This window comes from Effusibacillus consociatus, assembly GCF_042652925.1.
GTDB lineage: Bacteria > Bacillota > Bacilli > Tumebacillales > Effusibacillaceae > Effusibacillus > Effusibacillus consociatus.
In genome coordinates this window covers 23395-42393 of sequence record NZ_JBHSHC010000028.1, presented here as the reverse complement: position 1 = coordinate 42393, position 18999 = coordinate 23395, and the positions used below count along the sequence as shown (strand labels likewise).

Annotated in this window: 14 protein-coding genes and 3 pseudogenes; 6 read left to right on the top strand and 11 right to left on the bottom strand. The window is 49.6% G+C overall.

Annotated elements, in window-relative coordinates; translation table 11 throughout:
* Positions 1 to 3: 3 nt before the first annotated feature.
* The 3 genes and pseudogenes from ACFO8Q_RS04740 to ACFO8Q_RS04730 form a co-directional block, all read right to left on the bottom strand.
* Complete coding sequence (locus tag ACFO8Q_RS04740; RefSeq protein WP_380024585.1) at positions 4 to 273, bottom strand: hypothetical protein; 270 nt, start codon at positions 271 to 273, stop codon at positions 4 to 6.
* A gap of 29 nt (positions 274 to 302) precedes the next feature.
* Entirely contained in the window at positions 303 to 1046 is a 744-nt protein-coding gene (locus ACFO8Q_RS04735) for a Fic family protein (protein ID WP_380024584.1), read from the bottom strand.
* Between the two features lie 433 nt (positions 1047 to 1479).
* Positions 1480 to 1695 (bottom strand): annotated as a pseudogene (locus ACFO8Q_RS04730) (metallophosphoesterase); the annotation flags it as partial.
* Here ACFO8Q_RS04730 and ACFO8Q_RS04725 point away from each other — a divergent pair.
* Positions 1675 to 1926: a hypothetical protein gene (locus tag ACFO8Q_RS04725; RefSeq protein ID WP_380024615.1), complete on the top strand. Its 252-nt coding sequence runs from the start codon at positions 1675 to 1677 to the stop codon at positions 1924 to 1926. The pseudogene ACFO8Q_RS04730 and the gene ACFO8Q_RS04725 sit on opposite strands and share 21 nt — an antisense overlap.
* A 31-nt stretch (positions 1927 to 1957) precedes the next feature.
* Here ACFO8Q_RS04725 and ACFO8Q_RS04720 read toward each other — a convergent pair whose 3' ends face one another.
* Positions 1958 to 2581 (bottom strand): LysE family translocator, encoded by a 624-nt coding sequence (locus ACFO8Q_RS04720; protein WP_380024583.1) that lies wholly within the window; start codon positions 2579 to 2581, stop codon positions 1958 to 1960.
* A 6-nt stretch (positions 2582 to 2587) separates the two neighbouring features.
* Positions 2588 to 3556, bottom strand: a pseudogene (locus ACFO8Q_RS04715) (proline dehydrogenase family protein).
* Between the two features lie 111 nt (positions 3557 to 3667).
* Between ACFO8Q_RS04715 and ACFO8Q_RS04710 the strand changes: the two are divergent.
* Positions 3668 to 3802 (top strand): annotated as a pseudogene (locus tag ACFO8Q_RS04710) (GntR family transcriptional regulator); the annotation flags it as partial.
* 424 nt (positions 3803 to 4226) lie between these two features.
* Complete coding sequence (locus ACFO8Q_RS04705; protein ID WP_380024582.1) at positions 4227 to 4652, top strand: DUF1259 domain-containing protein; 426 nt, start codon at positions 4227 to 4229, stop codon at positions 4650 to 4652.
* 74 nt (positions 4653 to 4726) lie between these two features.
* Here the strand turns inward: ACFO8Q_RS04705 and ACFO8Q_RS04700 are convergent, their stop codons facing one another.
* From ACFO8Q_RS04700 to ACFO8Q_RS04690, 3 genes are read right to left on the bottom strand one after another with little or no spacing between them, the layout of a single operon-like run.
* On the bottom strand, positions 4727 to 5590 hold the full coding sequence (locus tag ACFO8Q_RS04700; protein WP_380024581.1) for a selenium metabolism-associated LysR family transcriptional regulator: 864 nt from the start codon (positions 5588 to 5590) through the stop codon (positions 4727 to 4729).
* On the bottom strand, positions 5587 to 9390 hold the full coding sequence (locus ACFO8Q_RS04695; RefSeq protein WP_380024580.1) for a UvrD-helicase domain-containing protein: 3804 nt from the start codon (positions 9388 to 9390) through the stop codon (positions 5587 to 5589). Before ACFO8Q_RS04695 ends, ACFO8Q_RS04700 begins: the two co-directional genes overlap by 4 nt.
* Positions 9391 to 9420: 30 nt before the next feature.
* Complete coding sequence (locus ACFO8Q_RS04690) at positions 9421 to 12507, bottom strand: PD-(D/E)XK nuclease family protein (protein ID WP_380024579.1); 3087 nt, start codon at positions 12505 to 12507, stop codon at positions 9421 to 9423.
* A 308-nt stretch (positions 12508 to 12815) separates the two neighbouring features.
* Between ACFO8Q_RS04690 and speD the strand changes: the two genes are divergently transcribed.
* Both speD and metK read left to right on the top strand, forming a co-directional pair.
* Entirely contained in the window at positions 12816 to 14126 is a 1311-nt protein-coding gene (speD, locus tag ACFO8Q_RS04685) for an adenosylmethionine decarboxylase (RefSeq protein WP_380024578.1), read from the top strand.
* Positions 14127 to 14221: 95 nt separating this feature from the next.
* Positions 14222 to 15418 carry a methionine adenosyltransferase gene (gene metK / locus ACFO8Q_RS04680; RefSeq protein WP_380024577.1) on the top strand — a complete coding sequence of 399 codons (1197 nt, stop codon included), beginning with the start codon at positions 14222 to 14224 and terminating at the stop codon, positions 15416 to 15418.
* A 100-nt stretch (positions 15419 to 15518) separates the two neighbouring features.
* Here the strand turns inward: metK and ACFO8Q_RS04675 are convergent, their stop codons facing one another.
* Together ACFO8Q_RS04675 and mtnB are read right to left on the bottom strand one after the other, a co-directional pair.
* A complete protein-coding gene (locus tag ACFO8Q_RS04675) occupies positions 15519 to 16058 on the bottom strand; it encodes a 1,2-dihydroxy-3-keto-5-methylthiopentene dioxygenase (RefSeq protein WP_380024576.1) in 540 nt (179 codons plus the stop codon).
* 25 nt (positions 16059 to 16083) lie between these two features.
* A complete protein-coding gene (gene mtnB / locus ACFO8Q_RS04670; RefSeq protein WP_380024575.1) occupies positions 16084 to 16740 on the bottom strand; it encodes a methylthioribulose 1-phosphate dehydratase in 657 nt (218 codons plus the stop codon).
* 271 nt (positions 16741 to 17011) lie between these two features.
* On the opposite strand from mtnB, the gene ACFO8Q_RS04665 reads away from it, so the two are divergent.
* Complete coding sequence (locus ACFO8Q_RS04665) at positions 17012 to 17989, top strand: MBL fold metallo-hydrolase (protein WP_380024574.1); 978 nt, start codon at positions 17012 to 17014, stop codon at positions 17987 to 17989.
* Between the two features lie 23 nt (positions 17990 to 18012).
* On the opposite strand, the gene ACFO8Q_RS04660 is transcribed toward ACFO8Q_RS04665, so the two are convergent.
* Positions 18013 to 18948 carry a spermidine synthase gene (locus ACFO8Q_RS04660; RefSeq protein ID WP_380024573.1) on the bottom strand — a complete coding sequence of 312 codons (936 nt, stop codon included), beginning with the start codon at positions 18946 to 18948 and terminating at the stop codon, positions 18013 to 18015.
* Positions 18949 to 18999 lie beyond the last annotated feature (51 nt).

The window sequence follows — 18999 nt, the reverse complement described above, 5'->3', positions numbered from 1 at the left end:
GGGTCATTGATCCAAACCGCGATTTTTTAAGAGTGTCTGATAATGTTCGAAAAGAAATTTCTTCCGCACTTCATTGTCCTCGGTTGTCAGGTACGCCTCCCGGAGTGCGAGGTGCTCCTCTTTCTCCATCAGGTGCTCGAAATCATTCGAAATCAAGGTAATCACCTGATCCAGGTCCCGTTGCGGCCAGGTGGTCAAGGTCGTCCAAGACAGGCGAACCATGTCCCGGCGAAAATCACGCAGCAGCTCAGGTGGAATTTTGTCGTATTGCATGTTGGATTCTCCTTTGATTCTGGAGTTCTTTATTCTATCGCGTTTATGTATCGCAAAAGACTTTCCTCTGTACTATCAACAACCATTTGGATAAACGGTTCGACTTCTCCTTGTACACTGGCTTTTTCCAACGAATCATAATAGGCTATGCGTTTTTCTGTATCAGCCTTAAGAATTGCCGGAGGATAGCCATAGCTCATAAGAATCATGTTCATTAGCAATCTTGCGGTTCGTCCGTTCCCATCCACGAAAGGGTGGATGTAGACAAACTTAAAATGAAGCAGCGCTGCAAGTTCAACCGGATGCAGTTTTTTGACTTCGGACTGGTACCACCTCATGAGGCCTCCCATCTCATCCGGAACCTTCAAAAAATGGGGGGGCTGATGTTGGCTGCCCGAGATTGCCACATTGATCTTCCGATACATCCCCGCATTCTCATCATCGATATTTTTGAGGATCAGATGATGGACATCCTTAATCACTTTTTCCGAAAGTGGAGTTTGGGTGCTTACAAGTTCCTCTATATACGTGATCGCTTCCCCGTGGTTGAGGACTTCAAAGTGTTCACGCAGCGATTTACCGCCGATAGTGAGACCTTCCTCCAACACCAATTTGGTTTCAAGCAAAGTAAGCGTATTTCCTTCAATCGCGTTGGAATTGTATGTCCAATCCACCCGGAACACTTCCCGCAAATTCCGGACTGCAGCTTCCGGCAATGGACGTTTGCTGTCCAGCTTTTGTTTTAGTTCATCCACTTTTTTAAAATCAACCAACGCCATCCCTCACTTGCTGACCAGTTTACACCTATCATCTCATAATGATTGATCTGCGTAAATGCTCTTTGCACCTGCCCTGTCTCGTGGCCAACACCGTTGTTCCGATCCTCGCATACTACCAATACGAAAACAAACATAAGGCTACGAGCACCCGTCCAAGAGGTTTTAAATAGAGAGCATATAGTAATAACATAAAGAACAAAGGAGGTATTCATTGATGCCTGGACCACATGTTGAGCAACTACGACGTTGCCGTAGACGACTAAGACGTTGTCGCAGACAACTGAGACGTTGTCGGAGACAACTAAGACGCTGTCGGAGAGGTTGAATTTGATAGAATCGGGCTGAGAAGTTATTCTCAGCCTTTTCTTCATCTCACGCCACTATTCCATAAACGGTTACTTGCAGAAAAGTGACAATCCTCCGGCTGCTATCGCAACGTAAGAATAACCACTTCCGGCCGGTTAAAGATTCTTTGCGGAATAATGCTGTTACCCAAGCCTCTGCTCACAACCATCGACGTGTTTCCTTCCTGATATACGCCTGCGGTATACCTTGGAAAAAAGCCCTGGCCCGGAGAGATCAATCCGACGATAAAAGGTAATCTACATTGCCCCCCGTGGGCATGTCCGGACAGTACCAAGTCCGCCAGGAAGATCAGCAGATTGCCAAGAAAGGGATTCCAACCACCCTGGGTCTCCGAGAAAGAGTCCGCAATGTTGAGGGTTACTATTCCCAATACGGACACCAGAATGCCCAACGTCTGGTTCCGATTCAATCGTTCCTTCAGAAAGAAAAAGCGATCAACCCGGTAAGCGCCGGTATGGTGCTTGTGATAATTCCCGCTGAGGCAGCCGTCGTCAACTGTACTCCGTAGAGCATGCGCCTCATATTTTTTCCTCCGGTCATCATTTATCAGACAAAGCCAAGCGGATTCCTATAAAAACGAATATGCTTGCTTTCGCCATATTGACATATTTACTGATTCTTGAATTGTTAACTATTTTTCTGCCAAAACTTCCTGAAAAAATGGCTACCAGAGTAAAAATGATGATCGCCTGCAGCATAAAAATCAGCCCCAATACGATCATTTGTCCTGAGATGTTACCCACTTCAGGAGATACGAACTGGGGGAGAAAAGCAAGAAAAAAGAGAGAGACTTTTGGATTTAAAACATTCATCAGAATTCCCCGTCTATAGAGTGCTCCGGGACTCATACGAGTCGCTGTTTGGTTCACCGGAGAATCGCTTCCTTCTTTTATTGCTTGCCATGCCATATATAAAAGATAGAGCGCCCCGGCATATTTTACAATTTGGAAAGCGACCGTGGATTGATGCAAAAGTGCGGAAATACCCAAAGCGGCCGCCAGTGTGTGAACAGTAACTCCTGAACACAAACCTAATGCGGTTGCAATTCCAGCCTTTCTCCCTTGCGAAACGCTCTGAGCGATTACAAATAAGATATCGGGGCCGGGTGCAATCGTCATCAGCATCGAAACCGCGATAAAATAAAGCAAACTGGCGAATTCCATACTTCATCACCTCAACACCGGTTCAGAGAGAATCTGACTCCCCGCCCCTTTGATAATATCTGTTATTGCCTGAAATAAATTTGGCGGATATTCAGCCAGACGGTGACATAAATACAGGTACCATTCCGTTCCGTAAGGGAGATAGATTCTTGCTTGAGAACCCTTATTTTTGAGCTGTTCAAGCAGAGCTGAACGAATCCCGTAAAGCATTTCCACTTCGACATGCGGAAGGGAAAGGTACTCCCTTTGCTCGACTTCTTCAATGATTCTCTCATCATGAGTCGCTATCGAAACAGAATGTTCCGCTTTCACTAAAAAATCAACCAGTTCAAGATAACGCTCGTTTAACTGCTCCGAGCGGGGAATCGAAATATCTGCCGGCTCCTGATAAGCCCCTTTTACAATTCGAATCTTTCCCGGGTAATTCAACAGTTCTTTCAGATCACTTGCTGAGCGGTCCAGATGGGCTTGGATCGTGATTCCTACGTTCGGATGGGTTCAACTGGCTTTTTTATAAACCTCGAATATTTGTGAGGTTTTAGCAGATTCCTCCATACTAACGATGACTGATAAATGATATGGTTTCGCTTCCTCTGCCAACTCAACCAGATGTTGATAGGCTAATTCAGAGTCCACGGACAGTCCGATATGCGACAGATCCAGGCATATGTCAGCACCAATCGAACAGGAACCCGCCTGATGTATCAATTTCACGTATTCCTCTTTTGCGTTTTGACAAACCTCGATCGTTCCAGTGTTTTCCCCCATAAAATCAAGGGAAACCAGATACCCTTCCGCAAACAATTCTTAGGCTCTTTGTACCCCTTCCTCGCGTGTTTCACCTGTTACAAAACGCTTGGCAGCACACCATAACAATCGATTCAGGTCTCGGGATCCCTGAATATAGGATTTAATCTGTTCGTTCCGAGCAATCGCCTTCAGTGCATCTGCAACTCGGAGTTCGTCGTTAGACATCATAGTGAATTCCCCTTTCACTTTTCTCCCCGTAACGTACCATGATAAACTGGTTTACAGTAGATCCACTAAAAGCGGATTTTCATGGTACCAGTTGGGAGTGGAATTAGAATGGTGTGCATTTCGGTCGATAAAACCCTGGATATTCCGCTAATTCGGCAGGTGTACGAGCAAATTCGAACCAAAATCTTAAGCGGTGAAATTCGGTCTGGGTACCAACTTCCTTCTACCCGTGAATTGGCTTCAGCCCCGTGTAAAGGGTAACACATCAATGTTACCCTTCGTTTTTAATCAGTATCGTGTTGCAAGGACAATCAAAACCAATCCTGTTCCCACTACGAACGTAATCAAAATTAGAGCCGTCATTTTACCGGAACTTGAAGGTACACCTTGGCGATCGATTCAAGCGTGTTTTGGTCGGTGTTGCTCCAAAACTCAAAACGGGTGATTTGGTTCTGTTCCTCTTTCTGTTCCACAGATCGAGCTTTAGCCAGTTTGATTGATACAATTGGCAATGATCCCACGACAATGTTTAACAAATAGTTTCTGCAACCCAAAAGGGGAATCCTTCGCAAAAACACAGAGCGGAATTTGTAGTAATAGGGCACAAACCCATTTCAAAATAAACTCCTCTTCATATTTTTAGTATTACGGGAGAGGAGGTGTTTTAATGGCTGAAGTAAGCCCAAAATTCAAAAGACTCTGTGACCGTTTTGCCAGAATTCTTGGCGGAGAACATGAGATTGACGAAGGACCTGTTTGCTTGGTTAGTAGGCCTAGAAGATTCCCCGCTACAATTTTAGGCAGACGTACAACATCACCTTTAACCAAATATCAGTTCTTCTCATTTGAATCGCTTGACAGAAGCGGTAAAGCCCTTTGTCTTGGTGAAACCGTAGTGTTTCAAAACGAAATAAACAGATTGCTTTCCAACTTGAGAAAAGAAGGGATTATCGTCACTGCTGTGCACAACCACTGGTTATTTGATAACCCCCGGCTGATGTTTATGCACTGGGAAACAATTGAAAATCCCATAGTATTCGCAAGGAAAATGAATCGGGCACTTCGTTTCTTAAAAGATCGTGAAAACCGATAAAAAAGTTTTTATTTGCAAGTATGACAGTACTTATCAAAACAGACGAAGATCAGCTCCTCGTCTGTTTTGATACCTTATTCACTGGTCGCCAAATTCACCAGCGCAGCGATCGCAGGATTTTGCCGTTTGGAAGACAGATAAGCCAGGTAAAACTCCCGTTCCCCGGGCAATTCGGCCAGGATTTTGATTCGTCCGTGCCTGGTGGCCGGTCGTGCAGCCAGGTCGGATACGATGGAATACCCGAGTCCTGCCTCAACCATCGAGATCACCGCTTCCGTACTGTCCACCTCAGCCACACAGTTCAGTTCCTCGACAGACCCTCGCCATTCGCGCAATCCTTCCTTGGCAGCCTGCCAAGTGCCAGAGCCTTCGACACGGAAAATAAACGGTTTCCCCTTGATATCCCCGAATCCGTCAACATCTTCGCTGTCAACCGGTCCGATCAGCAGCATTTTGTCCCGGGCAATCACATGCCCGGCAAACTGCTCGCCCCGAGGTTCCATACCGATAATGCCGACCTCGAGCCTTCCGTCCCGAAGCAATCCCAGCACTTCCTCCGAATCATGAACGGAAAGCCGGACCTCCATACGGGGATACCGGTTCCGAAATTCCCGAAGAATGGGAGGAATCAGATAAGATCCCGGGATGGTGCTTGTTCCGATTCGCATCAGGCCCGTTAGCTCTCCCTGCATCCCATGGCATTGATCCACAAGTTCATTCCATGAATCAAGAAGCTCTTTTCCTTTCTTATACACCAGGCGTCCCGCTTCGGTCGGTTCAACCGCATCACGGTACAGCAGCATGACTCCCAGATCTTCTTCCAGAGTCTTAATCTGTTTGCTTACAGCCGGTTGACTTATATCGAGGAGATCCGCAACAGTCGAGAAATTCTTATGTTCGACAACCATCATAAAGGTTCGAATGCGCTTTAGATTCATACACCACTCTCATTTCTTCCGCAAAGTGTGCGGTACCCGCATCTCATACAGTCCGCACGTTGTTCAGTCATTGGGTATGCATCTATGGTACAACCTTCCAACAGCTTTGTGCAAGTTTGCGCAAGATTGTCCCGTAAAGCCGCAAGCACGCGTTCACTTACATCCACCTGTACCGACTGATCCGCATCCAGGAAGAAAAGAACGGCGCTTTTCACAGGTTTTTGAAAAACCGCTTTTGCCGCAAGCGCATAGAGCTGCAATTGCACCCGGTACTTGTCCACAAGTTCAGTCAATTGTTGTTGGCTTCGGATCTCGTTCGTCTTAAAATCGACAACCGTAAGCGTTCCGTCCGCTTCCTTAATCACCGCATCGATAAAACCGTGAACCATCGTGGGTCCTATTCGTAAATAGAAGGCCTGCTCCCGTTCGGATCCGGGATGGAACCACGGACTGTTCAAATAGCGATCCGCCATTTTTTCAAGATAGCCGGTGATCTCCGGAATCTGTTCTTTCCGGATTCCCTTGGCCGTTTGAACGTGTTTGCGAATCAATTCCCTTTTCTGTTCGGGGCTGTGTAATTGCTCGAACAATTCGTGCACCAATGTACCGCGGATATCCGCGTGGATACGTCGATGTTGAGCTTCCGACTGTGTTCCGGCAGCTCCGTCCGCCATAGTTGTTGTCCCAGCCTCTGCCATTTCCTCTTCTTCGCGATCCGGCAAACTGTCTGTTCCTCCCCCCGCCAGCTGCTGCAGCTCCAGGCTCCGGAGCTCGGGCAGTTGAAACACATAACGGAGATAAAATCGGCGCTGACAGGTTCGATACGCCATATAGGCAGAGGCGGAGATCATCGGCAAGTTGATGGAGTTCGGGTTTCCGACAGGGAAGAGAAGACCAGGCGGATCGCCGATCTGACCGGCTTCCTGACCGGCTTCCCGTTTTGTCTCTCGCTGAAACACTCTCTCCCGCCAGATTTGCCAAGGTTTGCTGAGCCCCTGATCCGAATCGGCATCCGGCAGCCCCACTTCGGCGTTTACAACGATGCGGTAATCGCTTCCTTGTGCCGGATCCCCTTTTTCCACTATACCGCAGGTGATTTCATCAAACTTTGGAAAACCGGCCTGCTCCAGAATCCATTTTTGCCAGGAACGCTGTTCCCTTTTGGGCTTTGTTGCCGTCAGGATTAAGTAGTCGCGGGCGCGGGTCATGGCGACATAAAGTTTGCGGTGTTCTTCCAGCAGCTCTCTGTCACTTTCCTGCTCTTTCATCAACTGGAACAGGCCATCTCCCTGTACTTCCAGTTCCCCTTCAGCCGCTGTATCCCCGAACCGTTCCCCTTTCAGCCCCATCCCTATTCCAGGGCGGATCAGACAACGGGTGGAATCGCCGGTCGTGAGAGGACGTTTCAGATCGGGAAGAATAACAACCGGAAACTCGAGTCCCTTCGAAGCGTGAACGGTCATTAACCTTACGGCACCGCCGCCTGCCCCGGCTCCACTTCCCAACTGGGCTTCTGTCTCAGAAACTTCATCTTCCCGCATTCGCTGCAAATACGGAACGAACTCTGCGACCCCATAACCATCTTTCCTCTGCAGCTCCTCGGCAATCTCGATCAGTTTCAGCACGTTCGCAAAACGCAGTTCCCCGCCAAATCCGGCAAGCAGAACCTGCAAATACCCGCTGTCCCGCAAAATCGTCCGCAGAAAATCGGATAGCGGCCGAAGGTGGCAGCTTTCCCTCCATTGAGTAAGCTTTTTCGCTGCCCATAATGCCTTGGAAAATTCAGGTTCCCCAATCAGTTCCCAGAGACGGGAGAGAGTCGTCCCATCGTCCGACAAGTCTCCGGCGGAATCATTCGTGACAGGCGCTAAACCAAGCGCCTCCAGACCCTCCGCAACAGATCCCTCCTGCGCCAACCAAAACAGGGTTTCATCCGAAAGTGCAAATACGGGAGAACGGAGCACCGAAGCCAAAGCGACCTCATCCGTCGGATCGACAATCGCCTTCAGCAGCGAATAAACATCTGTAATCTCCTGCTTCTTGTAGAACTGTCTGCCTTTTTCCACCGAATAGGGAATGCCGTACTGCTGCAATGCCTGCTCATACACAGACAGGTGAGTGGTTGCGGAGAACAGAATCGCAATGTCTCCATACTGAACCGGATGCGGAGTCTCTGCTTGTTCCCCTGATTTCTTCCGATATACCAAGGGTGCACGACCCCCAACCAACTCCCGGATGCGCCGGGCTATCAGATCGGCTTCGCCGTCTCTTGCGTCTTCCTCTTCTTCTGTTCTATGAATCAAAATCTCAACGCAAGGATTGGTGTGACCCGGATTCCGCGCCGCGTGAAGCGGCGCAAATCGGACCTGCTTCACGTTTGCAGTATCGGCGTTTTGCATCAGATTGGCGAAGAAATCGTTGATATAGGTAATGATTCCCGCCTGTGTCCGGAAGTTGATCCCCATATCGATCAGGCGGTCACCGGCTCCCGACAGGCGGTGTTCATCTTCTACTTCTTGAAACACATCAACATCCGCCCCGCGGAATTTATAGATCGATTGTTTCCCGTCGCCGACCAGGAAGCGTTTCACCCTGCCGTCTGTTCCTGCGATCCGGTCAAGAATCGACTTCTGCAGCCGGTTCGTATCCTGAAATTCATCGATCATCGCGAAGCGGAATCGCTTGCCGTACGATTCGGCCACTTCCGGGTATTCTTTCAGCATCTTGGCTGTGAGTCGCTCCAAATCATGAAAATCAAGAGCATGCCGCTCCTCTTTTTTCTGCTGGCAGCGAGCCTCCAACGATTCCAACAAGCTGCAAAAAACACGGACTCGATGCATCGCATCAGGCCCAATTTCCAAGCGCATGAGGTGCGGGAGCAGCACTTCCTTCAACTGTGCCTGAGCGTCTTTCAGCGCTTCGGAGCCGCTTTTGCGCCATATGGTCTTCAACAGATCCCGCAGCGTTTTCCGGACTTCCGGATTGACCACACCGTCCCAGGTCCGCAGAAGAGCCGATTTTTCCTGCCACTGGGTTACCCAGGCTTCCATATGGAGGGCGTACTGTGGAAGTTTTTTCTTCGTGTCGGCCAGCAACGCCGCCAACTCCGGTCTCACCGTAACGTCCACAATCTTGTCAATCTCATCGACAATCGAGCGAATCTGTTCCCGCATGGAAGCAAAAGATTTCTCCGTATCAATCAAAATCTGCTCTACCGGATAATCGAAAGTTTGTACTGCATCGTGGGCGGCCAGAAGCGATTCTACGATCCCCCGGCGGCCTCCCCAGGCAAGGTATAGCGGTTTGAGATCTTCAAACCGTTCCCGCATCGCCTCTTTGAGCAGTTCTTCCACCGCTTCTTCCAGCAGTCGTTCCACTTCGTCCGGCTCCAAAATTTCCGCCAGCGGATCAATTCCCGCTTCCACCGGGTGCTCTTTCAGAATTCGCATACAGAAGCCGTGAATCGTCGAGATGATCGCCGAATCCAGCTCGTTGTACATTTGGCGCCAACGTTTTTTCTCTGCCGGATCGGGTGCCTGATCGATCCACTTTTGAACCGCTCCCCGAATCCTTCGCTTCATCTCCGCCGCTGCCAACTCGGTAAACGTAATCGCGACAATCTGACCCGGTCGGGCACCCCGCACCAACATCTCCATATAGCGTTCCGTAAGCACCCACGTCTTCCCCGAACCTGCGCCGGCCGCCACCAAAAGATCGTCATCCAGATTGATGATTGCTTTTAACTGCGCTTCGTTCGGTTCCGGATTGCGAATTCGATTCATTGGTGTTTGCAGTGTCATTTCGACCGCTCCTTCTTAAAACAGGACGTTTTATCCCGCGTTGTCGCCATGGACGGCGCCGATCTTAGCGGGGTAACCTTTGGCAAATCTGCATACGGATAGATACTTGCAATATGGATCACACTCAACCCGGGGTCTAGCGTCAAAAACACCGTCACGCAGAGCCTCACGCTGATCCCCGATCCGTTCCAGCGCCCCTTCCAATTCAACCGTCAGTTCCTGCCTTAGATCTGCCTTTTTGGTGTCCTTGATGCCCCACATACTTGCCTCTTCGGCCCAGACGCCTACCAGTTTGGCAGGCAAAGGGGACACTTGATGAAAGCCGCCGCCAAGCGGACTCACTTCATTCCCTTGCCGGGAAGCCCATTCGCTGTATGCGGCCAAGTACACGGGAAGCTGCCAGTTGGTCCCCTGTTCCAGATCCTTGATGCCTTTGTATTTCTTCGGATTCAAACTTGTCTTGTAATCGTAGATGGCAAAGCGTGACCCGTCTTCCGACACATCAATGCGGTCAATTCGTCCGCGGAACCGCATGATCTCGCCGCCCACCCGCAAAGCAATCAATTCTTCCGTGGAGTTCTCATCGGCAGGCTGCCGTTCGTCCTCGCCGATTTGGCTCCCAAACGACCACTCCAAATGAGCCGGACGCATCCGTGACTGGACGAGAGTCTCAAGCTCCCGTTCCAGCCACAGACGAACCTCTTTTTTCAGACGCAGTTTTTCCACCGGCCAATAATGGGAAGCGGTGAGCTCCGAATCTTCCCAATCCCTGCATGTCTCTTCAAAAATCGGGTCATAGCTCTCCAATACAGCCTGTGCTGTTTCCGTACTTACCCGGTTCTGCCGTGTCAGTGGCTGCAGGAGCCGTTGCGCAAGGTCGTGCAGGAAAATCCCTTTCCCGTTAACCGGAATCCCGTCCTGTACTTCTTCCTGCGGCTGGATTTTTAACACTCTGGCCGAAAAAAACTTAAACGGGCATACCGCATAATCATTAAGAACAGACACACTCCACGGATAGCCCGGATGAAACTTCTCCCGCAGAATCGCCTTGATCACGGGGTCTTCCAACCGTCCCGCGAAGCGGGTTGGAACCCCACTGCTCCGTTCCGATTCCACCTCTACCCGATCAAGGAACTGCTGCCATTCCCCGGACGCAAGCTCCTGCTGGAAGCGCTTCTCTACCGACGCATCCGGTTCCGTCCTGACGTGCAATGAACGCTCACCGCCCAACCAGATCGATACCCGTTCACGCCACTCCTGCACGCTGGAAATCTCCTCCCACTGATCCGGGATCGGAAGCTTCGACATCGCCCCTCGAAAGCGGGCGGGTGCAGTCCATTCCCCCTCCTCCAGGCAGCGAATAACCGCTTCCAGATAGGGAGAAGGCAGGTTTCGCTCATCCGCTTCCGGACTCTGATATCCCAAGTAGAGCTTTTCTGCCGCCGACTGGATACAATTTCGAAACAGCAGGCTCTGCAGTTCCATTTGTTCCCGCCTTTGCAGAATCACTCCCTGCTCCTGAGTCACCTGTTCGATTCTCTCGACCAGCCAGTGGTCTCCTGTCTTTTTCGGATAGCGCCCTTCATTCAATCCCAATAGAAACACGCCCCGAAAAGACAGCCCTCTCATTTCGGCCGGACGAAATACGCGAACACCAAGACCGGCCCCCGCATCGACCTGCACTTTTTGTTGGTGCAAGAGTTCTCTCCATTCCTTCCAGAAGAGGGAAAACGGAACCTCGCGATCCCCGAACAGCCGCTTTGCCCGGACCAAACTTTCCAAACTGTCCAGACAGGTCTGCCAAGCCCTGACATCTCGCCGCAGATCTTGAATCGTATACACTCCGCCCTGTGCTGCCCGTACGTACAACTCATCCACCAACTGCAAGCGGGTGACCAGGTTCCGGACCGATTCAGCATGAGCAGCATAGGTCGCTTTTTCGGAAAAATCGGCCTGTTCCTGAACGACAGCCTGCATCATCCGGCGAACAACCGGGACTTCGACAACGTTTTGAATATCCGCCAAACTGACTGCGATTTGATTCTCCTGGAACACGCGGCGAATCAAAGGGCGGTAGGTTGCATCATCCGCTACCACAATTGCAAAATCGGACACGCCCCAACCGTCCTTGACCAATCGTTTGATTTCCTTTGCCACCGCTCGCACTTCCTGCAATGGAGAGGCGGTCGGAATCAACTCCACCCCGCGAGCCGGCAGCCGCTCCGGGTTTTCTGCAAAAACGGTTCGGGCGAAACGTGCGAAATAGTCGGGATCAACCTCTGCCCCCTCCTGCAATCCCGTTTTCCACAGCGTAATCTGCTCTTCTTTCTGTGCAACCGGTCCCGGAAGCTCGATATGTTCCACCCCCAGTGCACCAAGGGCTTTAATCAGTCGATGACCGCTTTTTCGAAGCAGCCCTGTTCCTTCCGCATCGGCAGGATACGGCATGAAAATCTCAACATGCGGCACATGCCTGCAGATCGCTTCCACAATCGGGAACTGCAAAGGGGTGACGGTAAGAAAATCTATGTAAACCGCTTCCATCCCGCTGAACAATTCCGCTCCGTAACGAAGCAAGTGTTCCGCCGCCACGCGATATCCTTCCTGCCTGTCCAGCAGACGAACACCGGAATGCTCCCGCAACAGCCGCTGATAGTGGTGATAGATTGTAAAAAACGAACGAACATATGGATGGGGTCCACAATCCCATCTTTCGGCGATTTCCTCGGTTATCCCTGAGCTTTTCATTTCCTCGATTGCTTCGAGGATGGATCGGCAAAAGCCGGGCTTGTCCACAATCTGTCGAAAAGGGGCCACTGCCTCCTCACCGGCAACCTCAAGCGCCCGGGTCAGCACGGCCAATTTTCCCTGTTCGTCAATCCGAAGAACCTGTTCTTCCCTGGACAATCCAAGATCAACAAAATCGTCAAAGGTGCCAACCTGATTCGACACCCCTAAGCCGGAAGCAGTCAGTGATTCCCGGACTTCTTGGATCAGGTGGCGAGTCGGTAATAGGAAACGAAAATTCCGTCTCCCTTCCTGCAGCGCTTGCCTGCATTGTTCCGTCCATTTCAGTCTCAATTCATTCGTATACCATCCTGTGTATATGCGTTTCATAAGTCCTCCGCCCGAAACTTGCTTTCTGAACAGTATTCGCCGCCCGGTAGCCCAAACCCTTTGAATCGATCGAAAACCTGCGGCTCAATATCTGGAAGAACCACCAAGCGGGAGATGGTCTATTTCTTCTAAAATGAGCCATTAATACTAGCTACTTTCGGATACGCTTGTCATACCGTATCGTAAAAAATAATTTGGTTTCAGGAACCAGTAGGGGCAGGGCCTCACACATAGCTAAACGTTGATTTGAAAGAGTGGTAGTGTTGAAAAGGAATCAAGTTCGGTCCTTTAAGGGGGGATTTGTATCAGTGGTCGGGGAACAGGTGGTTATTGATGCCTTTGGTTGTGATTCGGCACTACTGAACGATGCAGATTTGCTGGAACGAATACTGACAAACCTGCTCCAGGATTTAGGGATGGAGATCCTCCACACTCACTTTCATCGTTTTCACCCCCAGGGAGTAACCGGAGCGATTATTATTTCCACTTCTCACCTGGCAATTCATACGTGGCCGGAACATAAATATGCAGCATTGGATCTGTTTACCTGCGGCGACATGGCTTCCTGGGAACAGATTGAAGACCTGCTGCGACAACTGTCGGCCGAGAGGGCTGTGGTGTATCAGCTGGCCCGCGGAGATGCGGCGGGTGCCCCACCATCTGTTCGAGAGATCCATCTGCACTCCCATTCGTCAGTCTGGCGAACAAAACAACAGTACCCACATAGGCCTGTGCACGGGGATGCCAGAGATGTGACCGAGCTGCGGCAACTGCTGTCCGGACGACATCGGATCGTTTATCAAGCGATCAGTGAAAATCGGGAGGTCCTGCTCGTAGAAGCATTTGATTTGCGGATGTACTTGAATCAGCAGCTGCAGTTCAGCGCTTTGGATGAAAGGATCTATCACGAAGCATTGGTCCATCCTGTGCTATCACTAGCCCGGGAACGTGATCGTGTTCTGATCATTGGGGGCGGCGATGGCTTGGCCCTTCGGGAAGTCCTGAAATATCCGGACGTCAGTCGGGTTCACCTCGTGGATCTGGACCCTATGATACTGAATGCAGCCGCGAACGTGCCTGAGATGGTTGCCCTTAATGAGGGAGCCTTTTCAGATCGACGGGTTCGTGTTTTTCAACAGGACGCCCAATTTTTCTTAACTCGCCGCCGCCGCAGGTACAATGTGATTATTCTGGATCTTCCGGATCCGGCAGATGCAGTGCTCAGCCGTCTCTATACAAAAGAATTTTTTGAAACTCTGTCCAATCACCTGGCTCCGGACGGGATCCTGGTTTGTCAGTCCCATTCTCCTCAAAATGCACCGTTTGTATTTTGGAGCATTGCCGAAACCCTTGAAAGCGCAGGATTGCCCACCCTCAGTTACCATGTGAATGTTCCGTCTTTCGGTGACTGGGGATTCCATTTGGCGGGACACACGCGACCAATCAAGAGGTTAATTCAAGTCTCGATACCCAATCGAACATTACCGAAAGACCTTTCCTCCTGGTTTCATTTCGATGATGCCGTTCTCTCCGTTCGCAAAAATGTGGAGGCAAACACGTTGGATCAGCTGACTTTACACAAGTTTTACCAGAAAGCAGTGGGTCCAAAGTTCGACTAAAAAAGATTCCTTTGAGAGAGCGGCACTCTCTTGGGAATCTTTTCTTCTATCAAATCTATCAAAATAAACTGAAAAAGGCTGGGAGGTTCGTAGAGTTGTCATCACATCAAAGACGTCTTTTTACGTCGGAATCAGTGACGGAAGGTCATCCGGATAAAATGTGTGACCAAATTTCCGACGCTATAGTAGATGCCATTTTCGCGGAAGATCCGAATGCCCGTGTTGCTTGTGAATGTGCTGTCAGTACAGGCTTGGTGCTTGTAACCGGAGAAATCACCACGAATGCATTTGTCATGATCCCCAAAATTGTCCGTCAAACGATCCGTAATATCGGCTATACCAATCCTGAGTATGGGTTTGATGCAGATACCTGTTCCATCTTGCTGGCAATCAATGAACAATCCCCTGATATCGCCATGGGAGTGAACAAGGCCTTAGAGGCGCGTGAAGCGGCAAATACAGACGAAAATGATGCGATCGGAGCGGGCGACCAGGGGCTAATGTTTGGTTTTGCTTGCAATGAAACAGAAGAATTAATGCCGTTACCAATTGCCTTATCTCACAAACTGGCCCGTCGTTTAGCCGAAGTCCGGAAAACGGGTGTGATTCCTTTTTTGCGTCCTGACGGGAAAACACAAGTCACTGTCGAGTATGAAGAAAATAAGCCTGTGCGAATCGATACGATCGTAATTTCGACCCAGCATGATCCGGAAGCAGCGCTTGAACAAATTAAAAAAGATGTGATTCAACACGTAGTTCTTCCTGTTGTTCCGTCTGATTTAATTGATGAAACCACAAAATACTTCATAAATCCAACAGGACGTTTTGTTATCGGGGGTCCACAGGGGGATGCCGGTTTGACCGGCCGCAAAATCATTGTGGATACGTACGGCGGTTATGCGAGGCATGGCGGTGGTGCCTTCTCCGGCAAGGATCCGACAAAAGTTGACCGCTCTGCTTCCTATGCTGCGAGATACGTCGCTAAAAATATTGTTGCAGCCGGTCTGGCTGATAAATGTGAAGTGCAGCTCGCTTATGCCATCGGGGTCGCTCAACCCGTTTCAATCAGCGTGGATACATTCGGTACCGGAAAGGTTGAGGAAAAGACTTTAATTCAATTGATCCGCAAACATTTTGATCTTCGCCCCGCAGGCATTATTAAGATGTTAAACCTGCGTCGTCCGATCTATGTCCAAACGGCAGCTTACGGTCATTTTGGCCGTTCGGATGTGAGTCTGCCGTGGGAGCAAACTGATAAAGCGGATCTATTGAAACATGAAGCGAAGAAGTAAATAGTTCATCCAGATCAACAAGAAAACTCCTACGTTACGCTTATACAACGTAGGAGCCTATTTTTCCTTCCACCCGGAAATTGTTTAACAGAGACCGCCATTACCTCTGAAATTCAGGATCTTCATAAGGGTGGGCCACCCAACCGGATGAATCGATGAAAAGACGAACCGCAACCACCCGACGGTTTTCCATCAGGGTGAAGTAGTGAGGGGTGTTAACCGGAACCGAAATCACATCTCCTGCACTCAATTCAACATCAAAATATCCGATTTCACCCTTTCCCTTGATGGTAAAAATGCCGTTTCCTGCCGTGATGGCCCTGACTTCATCCTCGGTATGCACATGGACCTGTTCAAACTTCTTGAGAAGTTCATTCAGATTCGGTGTCGCTTCAGACAGGGCAACAACGTCCCACTGAACATAGCCATTTCGTTCTGCGAGAGATTGAATTTCGGGATCAAAAATTTCAAGTATCTGTTCCTTTTCCTGATCCGAAAGTGTAAATTTATCACGCAGGTTCGCCGGCAGCTTTTCAGGATCCCAGTGCTCATAGAGAACTCCTTGCTCATTTAGAAACTCTCTTACGGCTTCCTCCCCTGGCAATCTCTCATTGGTGTTACGGATTCGAATTTCTGCCACAGTCTAATAGACTCCTTTCCTTTTGTTAGTTCTTGCTTAAGATAAGAAGCTTAACATGGTAGTCGAATAAAAATTCAAATGCTTCCAAATGACGTTTCGCCGCAAATTCACTTTCGCCCCACACGTAGATTCCATGGTTGCGGATCAACACCCCAGGAACCCGCGAGTCGAGGACTTTGCAAATTTCTGCTGCAAGCGTTGGAATACAAGCGTAATTTTCTACAATCGGAACGGTGATGGAGGCGCCTTCTTCCCAAATGTCAAACGCCTTGATCAGTTCATGTCCTTTGAAGGTGACCCCTCCCCGGTGTTTATACAGTTCCGACACGAGGCTATTCGATACGGTGTGAACATGGAACACAGCAGCACATTTGGAGACTTTCTGGTATAGAGCTGTATGAATCAAAGTTTCGGCAGATGGTTTCAATTGGGAAGCAGCTGCCGGTTTCCCTTCCAAATCCACTACAAGAAAATCGGTCGGAGTGTGAACGGATTTGTCTTTTCCGCTGACGGTAACCGCAATAAGCGATCGATTGCGATCCTGATGATCGGTCTTTATACGTAAGGACAGATTCCCACTGGTGGCTGGAAACCAGCCGCGTGCCGCAAATGTTTCCTTTACCCTGCGCAATGTTTCGAAAGCTTGTTGAATCGCTTCCAATTCGATTGTGTTTGAAGACATTTCGAATGCTTCACCCCTTCGGAAGAGTGATAGTGATCCAAGTCAACACCGTACTGACTGCGAGAGTAATGACATCGTACCGGTGCTCTTTCTTAGGAATACAATATGATGGTGGGATTTATTGTGTGTACAGGCTTTAAGAAAACAATTGTATGTCTCTAGAGCAGAAGCAGGACTTGTTTCATTTAATTTCTTGCCGGATTGATGCATAATGGTTTATATCGTTCACCAGATCTGCCGAACAAAACTCATAAGGGAGGAACCGAGCCAAATGGTATGGGGATTTAGAATCGCATCGATCCTATTCATTCTTATCCTGATAGCACTTTGTTTCCTGTTCTACCAATACAATCGCTGGCGGAGGCACTTGCCTAAACCTCCCTACAAACGGCCTCTCCTGATTCCAACCCCACACCAATGGAAGAACGACGACATTACGGTCAGTTGGATCGGTCATTCAACGCTCTACATAAACTTTTTCGGTACAAAAATCCTGACGGATCCCGTTTTTTCGGAGAGAGTCGGCCTTTCACTTGGCCCTTTAACTATCGGCCCTAAACGGCACACCGCACCCGCACTTCCGCTGAAATCGGCGTGCGACATTGATCTGATTCTGCTTTCGCATGCCCATATGGATCATTTTGATCTCCCCAGTTTAAAACGGCTTGCCAACCGCTCCGTACAGGTGATCACTGCGGCGGGAACCAGTCGGCTTCTGAAACGTATGAAGTTTGGACGCATCCAGGAACTCGGCGGGAAGGACAAAATCGAATTGGACAACGGGATGACCATCACAGCAGTCCCGGTCCGGCACTGGGGCAATCGCTTTCCCTGGAATCACAATTATGCCTGGACCGGCTATTTGATTGAATATAAAGGGGTGCGCTTGTTCTTCGCTGGAGATACAGCTTATACTCCCACTCTGAAAGAACTTCAAACGATCGGTCCGATCGACATTGCGTTCGTCCCAATCGGTGCCTATTCCCCGGTCTCATTCCAAGGGGCACATTGTACCCCCGAGCAAGCGTGGCAGATGTTTCTTGAAAGCGGTGCGAAATGGCTGGTGCCGATCCACTGGGATACGTTTGTCCTTTCCCATGAACCGGTGGAAGAACCCATGGAACGGCTCCTTGCTGTGGCTGGTGAAGAAGCCGGCAGAATAGTAATCCGGAAACACGGGGAAGAGTTTCGATTCTCTTATAAATCCAGTTCCACATATGAAAACCGCCCTGAAGATTTGGTCTTCTAGGACGGTTTCGATCGAGAACGGCTTCAGTGTCGTTCATGGATTTGAGCTAGAACTCTGTTACGATCCGTCTGGATTTTTCTCGTCTTCCACTTCCGACGATACTTGGATGGGATGCGGAACATATCCTTGAGTCTAGATCGGGGCAGGAAGCGAGTCCGGATCAGAATTTTAACGTCGCTTTGTGAGATCGGTCTGGTTGCCGCCAGACAGAAACCCCAGTCCTCTTCATATTTCTTCATGACATCAAAATGATAGGGCAATACATAAAAACCGGCCGCCTTGAGGGTTGCCAGGATACTCCCGCAGAATTCGGGCATCACTGACAGTACGGAGCAGGCTATGGCAATGACTCCGCCCGGCTGTAGCCGCTTTTTCAGGAGGCGGTAAAACTCCCGGCTGTAAAGACGGCCAAGCCCAAGGCTATCTTCGCTGGGCTCCGGAATGTCGATGATAATCACATCCCACTTCTGCCGGTTATACTCCACGAACAACCTGCCGTCCTTAACTACTGTTGTCACTTTGGGGTTATTTAAAGACCCTTTATTGAACTTCACCAGCGGCTTCAAATTCTTGCCGATATCGATCATTATCGCGTCTGCATCAACGGACGTAATCTCCTTTACCTCGCTATATCGAAGCGCTTCTCGCGCCGTAATTCCGCCGCCACCGCCGATGAGCAGCACACGCTGCCGATTCTTGGCAACGGCCATTGGTATATGAACCAACGCTTCTGCCCACATCTCGTCATCCTCTGTGGTGCCAAACATCACGTAACCGTCGCCATAGATCAGCACTGGGCCATTTTTTTCCTTGACCACCGCGATTCTCTGTAAGGGCGTCTTAATTTTGCGCAGAATGCGGTATTTCCCGTCTGGCTCATCGTCTTTGGATATATACTTACGGAGGGAAACAGTTGTCGCATCTAAAAGTGGCATGCCATTTTTATTGTCATAAACCATGCATATCCTCCTTTTGATTGAGTTTTTCCATGTAATCGACTATTACCATAA

What these genes read in the sequence shown, in the direction of transcription:
- ACFO8Q_RS04740 (WP_380024585.1), bottom strand. Translation starts at nt 273, where the DNA reads ATGCAATACGACAAAATTCCACCTGAGCTGCTGCGTGATTTTCGCCGG.
- ACFO8Q_RS04725 (WP_380024615.1), top strand. Translation starts at nt 1,675, where the DNA reads ATGTCCGGACAGTACCAAGTCCGCCAGGAAGATCAGCAGATTGCCAAG.
- ACFO8Q_RS04720 (WP_380024583.1), bottom strand. Translation starts at nt 2,581, where the DNA reads ATGGAATTCGCCAGTTTGCTTTATTTTATCGCGGTTTCGATGCTGATG.
- ACFO8Q_RS04705 (WP_380024582.1), top strand. Translation starts at nt 4,227, where the DNA reads ATGGCTGAAGTAAGCCCAAAATTCAAAAGACTCTGTGACCGTTTTGCC.
- ACFO8Q_RS04700 (WP_380024581.1), bottom strand. Translation starts at nt 5,590, where the DNA reads ATGAATCTAAAGCGCATTCGAACCTTTATGATGGTTGTCGAACATAAG.
- ACFO8Q_RS04695 (WP_380024580.1), bottom strand. Translation starts at nt 9,390, where the DNA reads ATGACACTGCAAACACCAATGAATCGAATTCGCAATCCGGAACCGAAC.
- ACFO8Q_RS04690 (WP_380024579.1), bottom strand. Translation starts at nt 12,507, where the DNA reads ATGAAACGCATATACACAGGATGGTATACGAATGAATTGAGACTGAAA.
- mtnB (WP_380024575.1), bottom strand. Translation starts at nt 16,740, where the DNA reads ATGTCTTCAAACACAATCGAATTGGAAGCGATTCAACAAGCTTTCGAA.
- ACFO8Q_RS04665 (WP_380024574.1), top strand. Translation starts at nt 17,012, where the DNA reads ATGGTATGGGGATTTAGAATCGCATCGATCCTATTCATTCTTATCCTG.
- ACFO8Q_RS04660 (WP_380024573.1), bottom strand. Translation starts at nt 18,948, where the DNA reads ATGGTTTATGACAATAAAAATGGCATGCCACTTTTAGATGCGACAACT.